The 15,575-nt window shown below is 64.5% G+C and carries 14 protein-coding genes; 5 read left to right on the forward strand and 9 right to left on the reverse strand.

Features of this window, described 5'->3' with window-relative positions; genetic code table 11:
- Positions 1-51 precede the first annotated feature (51 nt).
- The 5 genes from R2R70_RS03545 to R2R70_RS03565 all read right to left on the reverse strand — a co-directional run bounded on the left by R2R70_RS03545 (position 52) and on the right by R2R70_RS03565 (position 4,706).
- On the reverse strand, positions 52-858 hold the full coding sequence (locus tag R2R70_RS03545; protein ID WP_410977271.1) for an alpha-ketoglutarate-dependent dioxygenase AlkB family protein: 807 nt from the start codon (positions 856-858) through the stop codon (positions 52-54).
- Positions 859-943: 85 nt separating this feature from the next.
- Positions 944-1,495 (reverse strand): phosphatase PAP2 family protein, encoded by a 552-nt coding sequence (locus R2R70_RS03550; RefSeq protein ID WP_043335024.1) that lies wholly within the window; start codon positions 1,493-1,495, stop codon positions 944-946.
- A complete protein-coding gene (locus R2R70_RS03555) occupies positions 1,467-2,624 on the reverse strand; it encodes a glycosyltransferase family 4 protein (RefSeq protein ID WP_043335027.1) in 1,158 nt (385 codons plus the stop codon). The genes R2R70_RS03550 and R2R70_RS03555 overlap by 29 nt, the downstream gene beginning before the upstream one ends.
- A 236-nt stretch (positions 2,625-2,860) precedes the next feature.
- Positions 2,861-3,814 carry a LysM peptidoglycan-binding domain-containing protein gene (locus R2R70_RS03560; protein WP_410977272.1) on the reverse strand — a complete coding sequence of 318 codons (954 nt, stop codon included), beginning with the start codon at positions 3,812-3,814 and terminating at the stop codon, positions 2,861-2,863.
- Complete coding sequence (locus tag R2R70_RS03565; protein ID WP_410977273.1) at positions 3,804-4,706, reverse strand: acyltransferase; 903 nt, start codon at positions 4,704-4,706, stop codon at positions 3,804-3,806. The genes R2R70_RS03560 and R2R70_RS03565 overlap by 11 nt, the downstream gene beginning before the upstream one ends.
- A gap of 271 nt (positions 4,707-4,977) precedes the next feature.
- On the opposite strand from R2R70_RS03565, the gene nhaD reads away from it, so the two are divergent.
- Entirely contained in the window at positions 4,978-6,267 is a 1,290-nt protein-coding gene (gene nhaD, locus R2R70_RS03570; RefSeq protein WP_131431688.1) for a sodium:proton antiporter NhaD, read from the forward strand.
- Between the two features lie 448 nt (positions 6,268-6,715).
- Here the strand turns inward: nhaD and R2R70_RS03575 are convergent, their stop codons facing one another.
- Entirely contained in the window at positions 6,716-7,498 is a 783-nt protein-coding gene (locus tag R2R70_RS03575) for a DUF1338 family protein (protein ID WP_043335032.1), read from the reverse strand.
- A gap of 149 nt (positions 7,499-7,647) precedes the next feature.
- Between R2R70_RS03575 and R2R70_RS03580 the strand changes: the two genes are divergently transcribed.
- Complete coding sequence (locus R2R70_RS03580) at positions 7,648-8,514, forward strand: DMT family transporter (RefSeq protein ID WP_225348118.1); 867 nt, start codon at positions 7,648-7,650, stop codon at positions 8,512-8,514.
- Positions 8,515-8,658: 144 nt separating this feature from the next.
- Here R2R70_RS03580 and R2R70_RS03585 read toward each other — a convergent pair whose 3' ends face one another.
- From R2R70_RS03585 to R2R70_RS03595, 3 genes are all read right to left on the reverse strand, one after another.
- On the reverse strand, positions 8,659-10,416 hold the full coding sequence (locus tag R2R70_RS03585; protein ID WP_131431690.1) for a monovalent cation:proton antiporter-2 (CPA2) family protein: 1,758 nt from the start codon (positions 10,414-10,416) through the stop codon (positions 8,659-8,661).
- Positions 10,417-10,630: 214 nt separating this feature from the next.
- Complete coding sequence (locus R2R70_RS03590) at positions 10,631-10,897, reverse strand: GrxA family glutaredoxin (RefSeq protein ID WP_043335038.1); 267 nt, start codon at positions 10,895-10,897, stop codon at positions 10,631-10,633.
- 177 nt (positions 10,898-11,074) lie between these two features.
- The gene (locus R2R70_RS03595) at positions 11,075-12,127 is read right to left on the reverse strand and encodes a YeiH family protein (protein WP_233593462.1); all 1,053 of its coding nucleotides are present in this window, start codon (positions 12,125-12,127) and stop codon (positions 11,075-11,077) included.
- 214 nt (positions 12,128-12,341) lie between these two features.
- On the opposite strand from R2R70_RS03595, the gene R2R70_RS03600 reads away from it, so the two are divergent.
- The 3 genes from R2R70_RS03600 (at position 12,342) to R2R70_RS03610 (ending at position 15,519) form a co-directional block, all read left to right on the forward strand.
- Positions 12,342-13,250, forward strand: a complete 909-nt coding sequence (locus tag R2R70_RS03600; RefSeq protein ID WP_043335040.1) for a LysR substrate-binding domain-containing protein — start codon at positions 12,342-12,344, stop codon at positions 13,248-13,250.
- Between the two features lie 179 nt (positions 13,251-13,429).
- Positions 13,430-14,254, forward strand: a complete 825-nt coding sequence (locus R2R70_RS03605; RefSeq protein ID WP_410977274.1) for an alpha/beta fold hydrolase — start codon at positions 13,430-13,432, stop codon at positions 14,252-14,254.
- Complete coding sequence (locus R2R70_RS03610) at positions 14,245-15,519, forward strand: MFS transporter (RefSeq protein ID WP_410977275.1); 1,275 nt, start codon at positions 14,245-14,247, stop codon at positions 15,517-15,519. Before R2R70_RS03605 ends, R2R70_RS03610 begins: the two co-directional genes overlap by 10 nt.
- The last annotated feature ends 56 nt before the right edge of the window (positions 15,520-15,575 follow it).

Below are 15,575 nucleotides of genomic sequence, written 5' to 3' on the forward strand. Positions count from 1 at the left end.
GGCAAGAGGAGAGCGAGAAGAGAGAAAGCAGAGTGCACAAGAAAGATGGCCTCAGCGCGAGGGCGTCAGCAGCTGGCGATAGGTCAGGCTGATGCGCAGTCCCTCCAGCTTGCGCGGCGGCAGCGCATGATGGAGGCGGTCCTGGCAGCCACGGCCCATCACCAGCAGCGAGCCGTGCGGCAGCCACAGATTGAACGCCGGCGTGTCGGCATAGGGGCTGCGCGGATGGCCCTTGAAGCGCAGGGGGCGCTCTCGTCCCAGCGAGATGGCGAGCACGATCGGGCGTGTGCCCAGTTCCGGCTCGTTGTCGCTGTGCCAGCCCATGCGGTCGGCGCCATCGGCGTAGCGATTGGCCAGCAGGCTGTTGAAGTGCTCCGGGATCACGGGCTCGCTGCGCCCCAGGTCATCGCGTTGCGGGCTGAGCTCCTGATTGATGGCATGACGCGACAGCTCGCCCAGCTGCCAGGCCGTCAGGTGCCAGGGGTTGGGTTCGAACAGGCTGCCGGAGTAGCGATAGCGGGCGCCGACATCGCCCATCCACACCTGGCGGCGTGGAATCGGATGCGTCTTGCCATGCACGCTCAGGCTGGGGCGCTGCCAGTCGAGATCGCCCTCCAGCGTGACGAGGGCCTGATCGGCCTGCAGCGGCGTCAGGGCGCGCGGCTTGAGATACAGCGGATGCAGAGGATGGCGGTACCAGCCGTGTGCGAGGGTAAGCCAGTCCTCGGGCAGCTCGCGCGGGCGAGCTGCCAGGACCGAGCCATGCGCCGCCTGGCGCGCAGCCCCATCAGCCGCGGACGTCGAATCAGAGGTCGAGAGGGCGGCGAAGAGATCGTCGCCAGCAGAAGGAGTCGTCATGCGGCGAGAGTGCCAGAGCCGCGTCAGGTTGGGCAAGTGGCTCTCGATTCGCGCCGACCCCGGGCTGACGCATGCTTCGCGAGCGTCAGGTCGTCAGCAGCGCCTCGAAGGTCAGGATGGCCACCTCGGCAAGGCCCAGCCCCAGCAGCGCGCCGGCCAGCACATCACTGACGTAATGCAGACCGAGGATCACCCGGGAAAGCGCGATCAGCAGCGCCAGCGGCGTGACGAGGATGGCAAGCTCCGGCAGCTGCTGAGCGGTCAGGCTGGCGAAGAGGGCGGCATGCAGGGTGTGACCGCTGGGAAAGCTGTAGCGGTCCAGCGGCGGCATGGTGCAGTTGATGGTATTGAAGGTGATGAACGGGCGTTCCCGACATAGCCGTGTCTTGAGCGCGCGGTAGAGCAGGGCCCCGGCGCCGGCCGCCAGGCCGAATTCCAGAAACAGCCAGCCGCCCATGGCATGGTGCAGCGGCAGGCTCAGCGTCAGCAGCGCCCATACCGGCCAGTCGCCCAGGCGCGAGACGATACGAAACAGGGTGAGTATCGGCCGGAACAGCGCCAGGCGTGCGACCTGGCGGCACAGGCGCCACTCGAGAAGGTCCAGTCGCTCAAAGACGGGAAGGCTGCGATCGTGCATCGGGCTTCTCCTCGGCGTGACGCAGGCAGGTCAGAAAGCCCTCGGCGATGCGGCTCCAGCCCAATGGTTCGACGCGCACGCGGGCGGCACGTCCCAGTCTGGCGATGCGGGCCGGCCGCTGGCAGGCCTCCACCGCCTGTTCGATGAAGCGCTCCGGCTGGCTGCAGGGCGCCAGCAGGCCCTGGTGATCGTCGCGGATCACCTCGGCTGCCGCCGCGTAATCGAAGGCGATCACGGCCAGACCGCTGGCCATGGCTTCCAGTACCACATTGCCGAAGGTCTCCGACAGTGACGGGAAGACGAACAGGTCGGCACTGGCGTAATGGGCGGCCAGCGCCTCACCGGTCTGGAAGCCGGCGAAGATCGCCTCGGGCAGGCGCTGTTCCAGGCGCTCGCGCAGCGGGCCGTCTCCCACCAGCACCAGGGCGAGGTCCGGTTGCACGGCCAGCATGGCCTCATAGGTGCGGATCAGCAGCTCGATGTTCTTCTCTGCGGCCAGACGCCCGACGTGCAGCGCGACGGGTTGCTGTGAGCTGACGCCCCATGACTTGCGCAATGCTTCGCTGCGATGACTGGGCGAGAAGCGCTCGCAATCCAGGCCGCGTCCCACCACCTGCACATGCTCGAAACCTTGCTGCATCAGGCTGTCTGCCTGGGTGCGGGTCGGTACCAGCGTCATGTTGGCGGCATTGTGGAAGCGGCGCAGGCCGCGCCGCACCAGCGGGCGTAGCGCCTTGAGCCGGTAGTGGGTGCTGTATTGATCGAAATTGGTATGAAAGCCCGCGACCACTGGCAGGCCCAGACGGCGGGCGACCATCAGCGCGCTGATGCCCAGCGGGCCTTCGGTGGCGATATAGACGACGGAGGGGCGATGCTCGCGCCACATGCGCATCAGGCGCTGCGGTGCCGGCACGCCGACCTGCACGGTGTCATATCCGGGCAGGCGGAAGCCGCGTACCTGAAGCTCCTGCTGGACACGCGGCTCCAGGCTGCCATCTCGGGTGGCGGGACGAATGAGTTGGAGCTCACAGCCGCGTGCGATGAGTTGATCGCACAGATGACTCAAGGTATGAGCCACGCCATTGATCTCCGGATGCCAGGTTTCACTGACGAAGGCAATGCGCTCCATGACGTCTCCCTAGATGACTATTGTGGTCATTATCGAGAGAGGGAGTGACGGCGGCATAACAAGCAGGTGACGAAGCGATGACACACCCTCAACCCCTCACAACCCAGAGGTATGAGGGTTGTCTCATGAATCGTCAAGCAAGGACGACAGCCACCGGCGTGGCACCGGCGCTGTCGTCATCTGGCGGGTATTGGAAGTGGCGCCATATCGGGCTGGCGCCTTGAAGCAACGCTGGTTCAGCGCTTCTCGAGAATCTCGCGCGGGTCGATCGGCTTGCCGCCGTGGCGCACATCGAACAGCAATTCATGCTGACCGTTGTTGCCGCGTGCGACGCGACAAAGCGGCGTGCCCGGAGTGACCTGCTGACCCACCTTGACCAGAATCTCGCCGCATTGGGCCAGCACGCTCTGCAGGTTGCCGGAGTGGTGCAGGATGACCACGTTGCCCAGTTGGCGCATGGAGTCGGCGAAGCGCACTTCGCCCCGCGCCGGTGCACTGGCGATGCCGCTGGCGGCGGTACGAATCTGCATGGGCGCCAGCTGGCCATTGCCGTTGGTGCCGAATTCACGCGTCACGCTGCCGGCGGCAGGCCAGCGCCATGACTGGCCCGGCTTCTGCAGCGGGCCGGGGTCCGGGCGGGCGACCAGGCTGCCACCGCTGGCACGCGCGGCTGGGGCGCTGCGGCTCGGGCCACCGTTGAGCGGCACCGAGATCAGCATGCCGACATCGAGATCATTGGGGTCCTTGCCGGGGTTGGCGGCCTGAATGCGCTGCGGGCTGGCACCGAAATAGCGCCCGACCTTGGAGTAGGTATCGCCGGGGCGCAGCTGATAGCGATACGGGCCGCCGGAGGGCGCCCGCTCACGCGCGGTGGGCACCAGGATGCGCTGACCGACCTTTAGGTCGCGAATCTTGACGCTCGGGTTGAAGCGCGTGAGGCGCAGCAGGGGAATATCGGCATCGCGTGCGATCTGCCCCAGGGTATCGCCCTTCTGGATGGTGACCCACTGGCCGGCCGGCGAGCCGGAGTAGCTGCCGGTCGCGCAGCCGCTCAGCCACAGGCCGAGGCAGATCAGCGCCAGCCAGCGCAGCGCGAGGCCGGCACGCTGCAGAAGTGGACGGTTCACGTCAGGTTCGGCCTGCGCTCGTGCCGAGAAGTCCACGGCATTCAGGCCGTATTCAGTGTTCATCAATGTCATTCCCTGCACGTGACAGTCGGGCATCCTTGTCCTTCCAGACCTGATTGAGCCATTGCTGGAAGCGCTCGCGATAGGCGGCGTCCGCATGATAGTTGCCGTCCAGCATCCAGGGCTCCAAGGGCCGCTGAGTGATGACGAGCGTGATGTCGCCCCCGTGACCGCACAGGAACTGCCAGAAACTGGCATCGGCATGCCGGTAATCGAGGGTGGCATCCAGAATACCGGAAAGTCGATCGCCAAGCGTGTTGATCACCTGGGCACTGCCGCCGGCACGCGGCTTGAGCAGATGCTGGAAAGGACTTTGCTGCTGGCTGTGCTTGGCGGGCGTGAAGCGAGTGCCTTCCACGAAGTTGAAGATCGCCATCGGCGCCTGACGCGAGCGCTCGCACATGCGTCGCGTCGCTTCGCGATCACGCTCGGCGAGCCGCGGATTGCTGGCCAGTTTCTGCTGGCTGTAACGGCGCATGAACGGGAATTCCAGTGCCCACCAGGCAAGGCCGATCACCGGCACCCAGATGAGCTCCTGCTTGAGGAAGAACTTGGGCATCGGCGTGCGGCGATGCAGGGCGTACTGGAGAACGAAGATGTCAGTCCAGCTGCGATGATTGGCGATCACCAGCCACCAGCGACGTCTGGCAGACCCATCGCGCAGCGATGGCGGCACGTGGATGTCCCAGCGCGGGCGCAGTACGTGGCGAATCCACAGATTGTTGGTGCCGATCCAGCCCATGGCGAGGCGGTTGAGCCCCTCCAGCATGTGCAACTGCAGGCGGCGCGATGGCGTGATCAGCTTGAGTACGGCCAGCAGATACAGTGGCAGCGCCCAGCACAGGGTATTGATGATCAGAAAGACAAGGCTGATGACACCTCTGATACTCGACATGCATGACTCCTTCATCAGGTGGCGCCATCGTAATTCACCCAAGAGTGGATGCCCACCCCGCTTGCGTGGGGGATGGCAACCCTGCGTTGCACGAAGCGAACGCCCCTCAGGTCGAATGGCGGGGCGCACGCAGCTGTGATGAGATGCATCGCCGGTCGTGTGACGGGTCGGTGCAAGGGAAAGGTCGTGGCAGGGTTCACGTTGAAGTCACGCCGGGCACCGTCAATCATCGCCGCCGCTGCGCGGCGATATCTCAGGGAGTGATAGTGGCATGTGGTTGCAGGGACTGTTGATCGGGCTGGCGCTGGCCGCCTTCGTGTTGATTGCCATCGAGGATGTGATCCATCTCAACAAGGCCAAGACGACCTTGTTGCTGGGCACCTTCAGCTGGTTGCTGCTGTTCATCTTCGGCCCCGCGGCCCTGGCGGTGGATGATGTCCCCGAGGCCTTGAACGAGAACCTGCTCGAGATCGCCACCTTGTGGCTGTTTCTGATGGCGGCGATGACCTTCGTGGCCTTTCTCAATGCCAAGGGGCTGATCGCCAATCTGATCTACCGCCTGCTGCCGAAACGCATCGGGGAGCGCGGCCTGCTGTATCTGACGGGACTCTTTGCCTTCGCCTTTTCATCGCTGGCCGACAACATCACCGCGACGCTGGTATCGCTGACCCTGGTACTGTCGCTGGGCCTGGCGCCGAAGAAGACGCTGCGCTTTGCGGTGCTGGCGGTATTCGCCGTCAACTCCGGCGGGGTGGCGCTGATCACCGGGGACGTGACCACGCTGATGATCTTCCTGGCGGGTAAGGTGCGCATCAGCGAGCTGATGCTGCTGGCGCTGCCGTCCTTCCTCAGCGTGATGCTGCTGGCGACGCTACTGCTGCCCGGGCTGGGAGGCGAGGTGAATCTGGTGCGCGAGCCGCGCGAGACCCGGCGTCTTGATCGTCTGATCGCCTGGCTGTTTCTGGCCACCATCCTGTCGACCCTCGGGCTCAACGTGCTGTTTGGCGTGCCGCCGCTGCTGACCTTCCTGTTCGGGATGTCGTTGATGTTCCTGCTCGGGCATGTCGCCGAACGACGCAGCGACAGCGAAGAGCGCCGCATACTTGATTACATTCGTATTATCGAATTCGATACATTGCTATTCTTCCTCGGCATCCTGCTGATGGTCGGGGCGCTCAAGGAAGCTCGTCTGCTGGAAGGCCTGGCACAGCTCTATGCCCTGATGCCGGCGATGCAGGCCAATTATCTGGTCGGGCTGCTTTCGGCGCTGGTGGACAACGTGCCGCTGACCGCCGCAGTGCTCAAGGCGGATGTCAGCATGAACGATGCGGAGTGGCTGGCGCTGACCTATGCCGCAGGCGTGGGTGGCTCGCTGCTGGTGATTGGCTCCGCCGCCGGGGTGATCGCGCTTTCCAAGGTGCGCGAGGTGAGCTTCATGAGTTATCTGCGCTTCTTCCCGGCGTTGTTGCTGGCCTACAGCGTGGGCTATCTGGGGGCATACTGGCTGGGCGGGCAGATCACGAACACGCCAGTGACATTGGCGCTGTCGTCTCTGATCTGATGTGGGTAATTGCTGGGGGTGTTCACTACGGCCACAGCCGCTGCCACAGCGGCCGTTTGATCCACTGTCAGATGCACCGCCAGATGCGCTGGCGGGAGGTGAATTGGCGCTGTTTGCAGTCGACTGATCATTTTTTGATCAATCTGTCTGCGCTCGCCTGATCTCGATGGCGATACCTAGATGTACAGAGATTCTTCACAGCTTTTTCCACAGCTTCTGTTGATAACCTGTCTGCGACGTTAGGTTTAGAGGCTCAGACACAAGGCGCAGGCATGGCGGGGGAAAGCGGCGGGGGAAGCGGCGAGTCGTGCAGTGATGACATCATGAGGTGATGCCATGAAGGGTATGGCATGACAGGTCATGTCACCCGCTGAACACAAGAGCCCCCTACGCATGCGCAGGGGGCTGAATGCGACTCATCTCATTGCGCAGTGCTGCCAAGAGGCCATTACGCGCTGAGCTGGCACAGCGTATGTTCCGGCAGCAGTTGTTCTGCGGGACGCTGTTTTCCTTCTTGTTGAGTCGTCACCGGTGCCGTCGCCAGCAGGGCGATGCCGCCCAGTACCACCATATGCTCGTCACCGTCCGCGAACACCATGCGCTGGGCGTGGGCCGGGTAGTAGTGATACTGCAGCTTGGGATTGATGGGCAGTACCGCATGATGGCGCCCGGTCTGCGGTGCCATGCCGTAGGCCAGCATGCCCTCGCAGACCGCTTCCAGCGTTTCGCCAAGCTCTTCGGCATTGAAGCCGACATGGTGCAGGCGCGGCCCCATCACGGAGAGCCAGGCAGCCAGCGGGTTGGCCTCGAGCAGTCGCTCGAAGGTCGGCCAGTCCGGCATGTCCCACGGACGGCAGGGCGCGAGCAGGTTCTGTCCCTTGCAGTCATCACGATGACTCTGACTGATCAGGCGCTTGAGCAGGTCGCGGTGCATCGGCGGCAGGCTGTTGGCTTGCAGTTCCGCCAGCATGACGGCAGCGCCACCATCCGGGGGAAGCAGCAGATCGACCAGCAGGCCGCGGTCAGCCATGGCGTACTGTTTCACGCGGCGATAGCCCTGGTGATACAGGCTGGGTAACAGTTTCTCGCTTCTGAAAGGCCCCTGATTCAGCGTCAGGAACATCAGATATTCAGGGTTGATGCTGTCTGGCCAGATATCCAGCGCCCCGATGTCGGGATGGCGATGGACGAAGTCCAGCCATAGCTGCTGTTGGAATTCCTTGCGTTGCATGATGCCTCCTTGGACGGCCCCTATGACCTCAGTGCTGGAGCGATTATAGGTAGTCGTGCAAAGGGGTATTCAACGCCATTATCCGTTTTTTCGCGTTTCTTGATCGGAGAGTAAAAATGCCAGTGCTGGTGGCGTATTGCGTGGTTCTCATGGTGTGGTCGACGACACCGCTGGCCATCTCGTGGAGCGCCTCGGGCTGGCTGCCTGCCTGGTCGGCGATGGGCAGAATGTTAATTGCCGCATGCCTTGGTTACCCATTGTTACGCATGATGGGGCTGAAAATGGATCTTTCGCGTGGGGCACTGCGCAGCTACTCGGCAGCCGCTCTGGGTATCTGGGGTGGCATGTACTTCGCCTACCTCTCTGCAGCCTGGTTACCAAGCGGTATCATGTCGTTACTGTTTGGACTGGCACCTTTGCTATCAGGGCTTTATGCACGCTGGTGGTTGAAAAGTGCTCCACTTGACAAGTTGCAGTGGATGGGGTTTGCGTTGGCATTGAGTGGACTGGCCGTCGCGGTCTCGGATTCCCTGGCGTTGCCGCCGGGCAGCTGGAAGGGAGTGCTGACCATGCTGCTGGCCGTCAATTGCTTCGCCGCCTCGGGAGTACTGGTGCAGCGCGAGCGGGCAGGGCTACATCCGCTGGTCCAGACGGAGGGTGCGTTGCTGGTCTCGCTGCCGCTCTATCTGGTGTGTGCGCTGATCGTCGATGGCGTGCCGCAGGCCCTGCCGGAGGGGCGTCCGATGGCGGCCATCCTCTACCTTGGCATCTTCGGCTCGCTGATCGGCTACCTGTGCTACTACTTCGTGCTGTCACGCCTGTCGGCCAGTACGGTGGCGCTGGCGACCTTGATCACCCCCATCTTCGCCATGAGCCTGGGCGCGGTGCTCAATGATGAGCTGATCTCCAGCCGCGTGCTCGCCGGGGCCTTGCTGATCGTGATCGGGCTGTGCGCCTATCTGTTCGGCCCGCAGTGGCGGGCGCGCCTGACGTCCCGCCGTCTGTCGCAGGGCTGAGCATGCCTCGGGCCGCTCGCCTTTCGAGGAAGCGGGTCTGCACGCAAGGCCTTGCCGAGTGCCCCAACGACAAGGGCCGCCCCTGCCGGGGCGGCCCTTGTGTCTTTTCAGGCGCCACGTAGCGCACTGGCAAGTCGTGCGACGTCAGTCCTGATTGTTCTGGAACAGACGCTTGAGCTCGACCATGGCGGCCTGCTCGCTGTTGACGAGCGCTTTCTGGTCGTGGCGGTGCTCATAGTTCTGTTTGAGCATGTTGTCATCCATTTCCCGGAACGCACGCGCCACTTCCGCCGCGCGAGCACTGGGGTAGCCCATCGCCACCAGCAATTCTCCGCCCATCTCCAGGCTGCTGGCATAGGTGTCACGAATCACGTGCTCCACGCCCAGTTCCATCAGCTCCCAGGCGTGGTGGCGGTTGCGGGCACGCACGAACAGCTTCAGGTGCGGGAATTGATGGCGCACCATGCGCACGATGCCTGTCGAGGTCTCGGCATCATCGACCGCCACCAGCATGATCCTGGCCTGCTCGGCACCCGCCGCCCGCAGCAATTCGGCGCGGCTGGCATCGGCGTAGAAGATGCGCGACCCGAACTGACGCACGAACTCGACCTGGGTGATATTGGGGTCAAGGGCGGTGAAGTTGATGCCCTGGCTCTTGAGCATGCGCGCGCTGATCTGGCCGAAGCGGCCAAAGCCGGCGATCACCACCTGCGGCGTCTCCTCACCGAAGTCCTCATCATAGGGACGCTTGGCTTCGCTGGTGGCGCCGAGGTGGCGGGCATAGCGATAGAGGAAGGGCGTGGCAGCCATCGACAGGGTCACCGCACTGATCACCAGGCTGGTGAGGGTCTGATCGAAGATGCCGGCGGCCATGCCGGCGGTCAGCAGCACGAAGTCGAACTCACCACCCTGTGACAGGACCGCCGCCAGCGGCAGGGCCTCGGCCATCTTGAGGCGTGCGACGCGTCCGACCAGCGTGATGACGATGACCTTGCCGAACATCAGCGCCAGCGTCAGCGCCAGCACGGTCAGCGGACGCTCCATCACCAGCGACACGTCGACCGACATGCCCACGGCCATGAAGAACAGCCCCAGCAGCAGCCCCTTGAAGGGCTCGATGTTGGCTTCCAGCTCATGGCGGTAGACGGTGTCGGCCAGCAGCACCCCGGCCAGGAAGGCGCCCAGGGCCATGGACAGGCCCACCCACTCCATCAGCAGCGCCGTGCTGATCACCACGAACAAGGCCGCGGCGGTGAAGATCTCATGGATCTCGCTGCGCGCGACCATCTTGAGCAGGCGCGGCACGACAAAGCGGCCGACGATGATGACCGCCGCGATCATGCTGATGCCCTTGGCGATGCCGATCCAGTTGGTGCCGGTGGAGGCATCGAAGTTGTCAGCGAACAGCGGCATCAGGGCCAGCAGCGGAATCACCGCCAGGTCCTGGAACAGCAGGATGGCGAAGGTCGACTGGCCGTGCGGCGTCGCCAGCTGCTGATTCTCGCTCAATACCTGCAGCGCGAAGGCGGTCGAGGACAGCGCCAGAATCAGGCCCAGCAACACGGCGGCGGGCAATTCCAGCCCCAGCCACAGGCCGACAGGAGTGAGCAGGGCGCCGCACAGCAGCATCTGGGCGCTGCCCAGGCCCGCAAGCTTGAGGCGCATGTCCCACAGACGCTTGGGCTCCAGTTCCAGTCCGATCATGAACAGCAGCATGACGACCCCGAATTCGGCGAAGTGCAGTACTTCGCCAGGCTCCGAGATGAAGCCGATCAACGACGGACCCAGCAGTACCCCGATGGCCAGATAGCCCAGGATGGAGCCGAGGCCCAGGCGTTGGAAAAGTGGCACGGCAACCACCGCGCACCCCAGCAGCACGGCGCCTTCCATCAACATGTTCATGTGCGTGTCCTTGTGCATACACGGGCGGAGAAGGCAGCGATTGTCGCTGCCCCCTCCTTTTGTCGCAAGCGGCAAGGTGCGCAAGACGCGACCTTGCGCACAGCGTGGTGGTGCGAGTGAGTGTCGTGACCAGGGGCGGGAGGCGGTGACGCAGGCACAAAAAAGCCCCCGCCAATGGCGAGGGCTTCAGCAGTGAAGCGGCTGATGGCGGCGATCAGGCCTGCGGCATCAGAGCTTCGTCCTGCACGTACTGGTTGAACTCGGTGAAGCCACCGATGTGGGTCTGATCGACGAAGATCTGCGGCACGGTCTCGACCGGCTTGCCGATGGTCTTTTCCATGTCGGCCTTGCTGATGCCTTCGGCATGGATGTCGATGTAGCGGAAGTCGAAATCATCGCGCTTGGCGGTGAGCTCTTCCGCGAGGTCCTTGGCGCGGACACAGAAAGGGCAACCCGGACGACCGAAAATGACTGCAAGCATGAGACTCTCCTAAGGTTCGTGACTCTCGTTCAGCCCGTACTGGGTGGGCCGAGAAAATGGCGCCGGCACTGCCGGTGAGTAATCGATGACCGCCATTGTGCTTGAGCCTGCCCGGGTTTGCCAATTGAGCCGTACTACCAAAGTCATTGGGGCAATCAATCACTGCCGTGCTGTGGACTAGCCCATCAGCAGCAGATTGGCGCCAAAGCCACCGACGATCAACAGCGTGAACAGGATCAGCGCGAGCAGGAAAGGCTTCATGCCCAGTGAGCGCAGACGATCGATGCGAGTCTCGACGCCCAGGCCCGCCATGGCCATGGTCAGTGCCACGCTGCCGAGGGTAGAGAGGCTTGAGTGCACTGCCGCCGGGATCGCGCCGGTGCTGTTGATGCCGGCCATGGCGATGAAGCCCAGCGCGAACCACGGAATCGTCATGCTGCCGCCGGTCTCGCGGTCATCACCTTCGGTGCGGGCACGCATGGCCCACAGTTTCGGCAACAGCAGCAGGAAGGGTACCAGCATCATCACGCGCATCAACTTGACGATCAGCGCATTGGCCAGGGCGTCCGGGCCGACCGCTTCACCGGCGGCCACGACCTGAGCGACCTCGTGGATGGTGGAACCGATATAGATGCCGAACAGGCCTTCATGCATGCCGCTCAGCGGGTAGAGCAGCGGGTAGACCAGCATCGCCAGCGAGCCGAACAGCACCACCGTGGCAACGGCCATGGCGGTGGCCGCCGGGCGTGCCTTGATCATCGATTCGGTCGCCAGCACCGCCGCGGCGCCACAGATGGCGGAACCGGCACTGGTCAGCAGTGCGGTGTCGCGGTCCAGCCCCAGCCAGCGCGTGCCGATGAAGTAGCCGCTGCTCAGCACCGCGGTGATCACCAGCACATCGAGGAAGACGACGCTCCAGCCCAGGCCGAGAATCTGCTGCAGGGTGATGGAGAGGCCGAACAGGATGATGCCGAGACGCAGCAGCTTCTTGGTCGCGATATGCAGCCCCGGGGAGAGCGCCGCGGCGTGCCGGCTGGTGATCGGCAGGTTGCCGACCACGATACCGCACAGCAGGGCGAAGACCAGCGGGCTGATGCCGGTGGAGGCCAGCGCCGGAATGGAATGCAGTGCCAGTCCCACCAGGGTCAGGCCGCCACACAGGGCGAGGCCCGGCAACATGCGGCGCAAGCGCTCGGCAGTGGCGGGGGGAGTCAGGGTCTGTGCGTCCATGAGCATTCTCCTTGAGGAAAGTGGCCTATCCCGTGCGGAACATGGCCTGTCTTGTTATGGGTCGTGCGCTGGCGTGGGGTGCACGGCTGTCATCGGCAAGGGCGCTTGTGTCTGCGTCACTTGCTTAGTGTCTCTGGTTTGATGATTAGTCTATTCGGGAATATTATTCGGCAGTTAGTCGATTATTCTTTTATTACATACCGGAAAAACCGATATGCAGATCCACATCACGCTGCGCCAGTTGCAAGTGTTCGTGGCGGTGACCCGCCACGGCTCCGTCAGCGCCGCGGCGCGCGAGATCGGCCTGTCGCAATCGGCGGCGAGTCAGGGGCTATCCGAGCTTGAGCGTCATCTCGAGGTGCAGCTGTTCGAGCGCCTCGGCCGTCGCCTGGCCCTGAACGCCAATGGCCGCCGCCTGTTGGCGCGCGCCGAGCAATTGCTGGAGCAGACCCATGCGCTGGAATTGGAGGCGCGTGAACCCGGCGTGGTGGATGGCAATCTGCGCGGCGAGCTGGAAATCGCCGCCAGCGCGACCATCGGCACCTGGTTGTTGCCGGGGCTGGCGGGGGCCTTCATGCGCGAACATCCGGGCACCGAGCTCAACCTGCGTCTGCGCAATACCCATCAGGTGGTGGAGGCGGTGCTCAACTATGACGCCGAACTCGGCCTGATCGAGGGTGACTGCCATGCGCCGCGCCTGATGAGCCAGACCTGGCGCGAGGATGAGCTGGTGGTGGTGGCGCCGCCGAGCCATCCGCTGGCCGTGCGTGGCGTGGCGCTCAGCGACGAGGACCTCGCCACGGCCGACTGGATTCTGCGCGAGGGGGGATCGGGCACGCGGGCGGTCTTCGAGCGTGCACTGCACGGGCGGATCGAGCGCCTCAAGGTGCGCATGGAGCTGGGCCAGCACGAAGCCATCAAGCAGGCCGTGTTCGCCGGGCTGGGGCTGGGATGTCTGTCGCGGCTGTCGGTGGCGGCCGAGATCGCGCGTGGCGAGCTGGTGGTGCTGGCCACGCCCCAGCTCAACCTGAAGCGGCGCTTCTCGATGCTGTGGCACCCGGAGCGTTACCGCAGCCCGCTGTGGCAGGCGGTCAAGGTCTATCTGGAAGCCAGCCCGCGCTGAGCCGTCGAGGACGGAGCCGCCGCGCGCTTGATAGTTTGCTAACATAGGCGCTCCCCGCGAGCCGGCTGCCGCCGAGCCACGCCATTGAGCCACGCCACTGAGCCACGCCGCTGAGCCTGAGCTACTGCGCCTGAGCCACGGGGAGCGTAACGGTCTGTCTAGCGTCCATGGAGATGATGATGAGCACAACGGTCGAGCTTTATTACCACGAGAGCGATGCTCGTGATGGCGCCGAGGAACAGACAACGAGCCAGCAGGACGCGACGCCGCTGGTCATTCTTCACGGCCTGTTCGGCAGTGCCGACAACTGGCGTTCGCATATCAAGTCATGGTCGCGGACGCGCCGCGTGATCGCGGTGGATCTGCGCAACCACGGCCGCAGCCCGCACGTGGCCGGCATGAGCTACCCCGAGCAGGCCGCGGATGTCATCGCGCTGCTCGACCGCCTCGCCATCGAGCGCTGTGACCTGCTGGGCCACTCGATGGGCGGCAAGGTCGCCATGCAGGTCGCGCTCGAAGCGCCCGAGCGTCTGCGCAGCCTGCTGGTCGCTGATATCGCGCCGGTCGCCTATGGCCACGGGCATGACGATATCTTTGCCGCCTTCGAGGCGGTGCGTGACGCGCGCCCGGCCTCACGCAAGGAGGCCGACACGGTGATGGCGCAGCATGTCGATACCCCGGCCATTCGCCAGTTCCTCGCCACCAATCTGGTGCGTCTCGACGATGGCGCCATGGGCTGGCGCGTCGGGCTGGACCATATCGCGGCGGGCTACCCGCAGATCGTCGAGGCGCCGCACGGTCAGGGGCCGGTCGAGTTGCCGGCATTGCTGCTGTGGGGCTCGCGCTCCAACTACGTGCAGGCCGAGGGCCTGGCGACGATGCGCGAGCACTTCCCTGCGTTGGAAGACGACTCGCTGGAGGCCGGCCATTGGCTGCACGCCGAGCGTGCCAGCGAGTTCCAGCAGGCGGTGGTGGCGTTCCTTGATCGCGTCGCATGCGCTTGAGTACGCCGAGCCGCCACTCCGAAAATCGTCAGCCGGCCGCGAGCGAGCGGGTCATCCCGCCCGTGACCACCCACGAGCGCCTGGTGGTGGCGCTGGTCACCCTGCTGCAGTTCGCCGTCATTATGGGCTTCACCATGGTGATGGCGCTGGGCCCCGACTTTGCCACTTCGCTGGGCATTCCGCTGGACCACCTCGGCTATATCGTCGGCAGTTATCCGCTGGCCGCCGCGGTGGGCACTCTACTGTGGACGCGACACGCCGATCGCTTCGACCGGCGCTGGGCGGTGCTGGGCTTCCTGTTCGGCGCGGCGCTCTGTCACCTGATCGCCAGCTTCGCCACCGACTTCGAGACCCTGCTGGCGGCGCGCATGCTGGGCGGCCTGTTCGGCGGGCCGGCGGCGGCGACGGCGCTGGCCATCGTGATCGACGTGGTGCCGGGAGTACGCCGGGGGCGCGCCATGGGCCTGGTGATGGGCGCTTTCTCGGTGGCCTCGGTGCTGGGGCTGCCGTTTGCGCTGTGGCTGTCGCAGGGCTTCGGCTGGCAGGCGCCATTTCGCGCCGTGGCGCTGTTGGCACTGCTGGTGTGCGGGCTGCTGGCCTGGATACTGCCGCCGATCCGCGGCCATCTCGATAACCCCGAGACGCGTCAGCGCAGCCGCAAGGGCACCACGATCCTGAACATCCTGGCCCAGCCCGACCATCGGCTGGGGCTGGCGCTGATCGCCACGGCGATGTTCAGCAACTTCCTGGTGATTCCCAACCTGGCAAGCTATCTGCTGTTCAATCTGGGCCTGCCGCGCGAGGATCTCGGTGGGCTCTACATGATCGGTGGCGGGCTGTCGCTGGTCGGCATGCAGCTGACGGGACGGCTGTGTGATCGCTATGGCTGTGTCTGGCCGGGCACCATCACCTGCCTGATGACGGCGCTGGTCGGCTGGGCCTTCCTGCTGCATTCGCCGGGGCCGTCGCTGATCTGGATCGGCTTCGGCGCCTACATGCTGTTCTCGTCGGCGCGGCGTGTGACCCAGAATACGCTCAACAGCTTCATTCCCGCCGACCACGAGCGAGCGGCCTTCACCAGCACCCAGAGTGCCGTGCAGCATCTGAGCTCCGCCGCCGGCAGCTATGTGGGCGCCGGACTGTTGGTCAGCACCCCGAGCGGCGCGTTGGAAGGCATGCCGTTGCTGGTCGCGGTGCTGATGGTCGCGCTGGTGATTCAGCCGCTGCAGATCCTGTGGCTGTCGCGTCGCCTGGCACGCCGCTAGCGCTTGTGGAATAGGCACAAGACGGCGAGAGCGAGCCGCTCCTGAACCCAAAACGC

It is taken from the genome of Cobetia sp. SIMBA_158 (assembly GCF_046566945.1).
Lineage (GTDB): Bacteria > Pseudomonadota > Gammaproteobacteria > Pseudomonadales > Halomonadaceae > Cobetia > Cobetia amphilecti.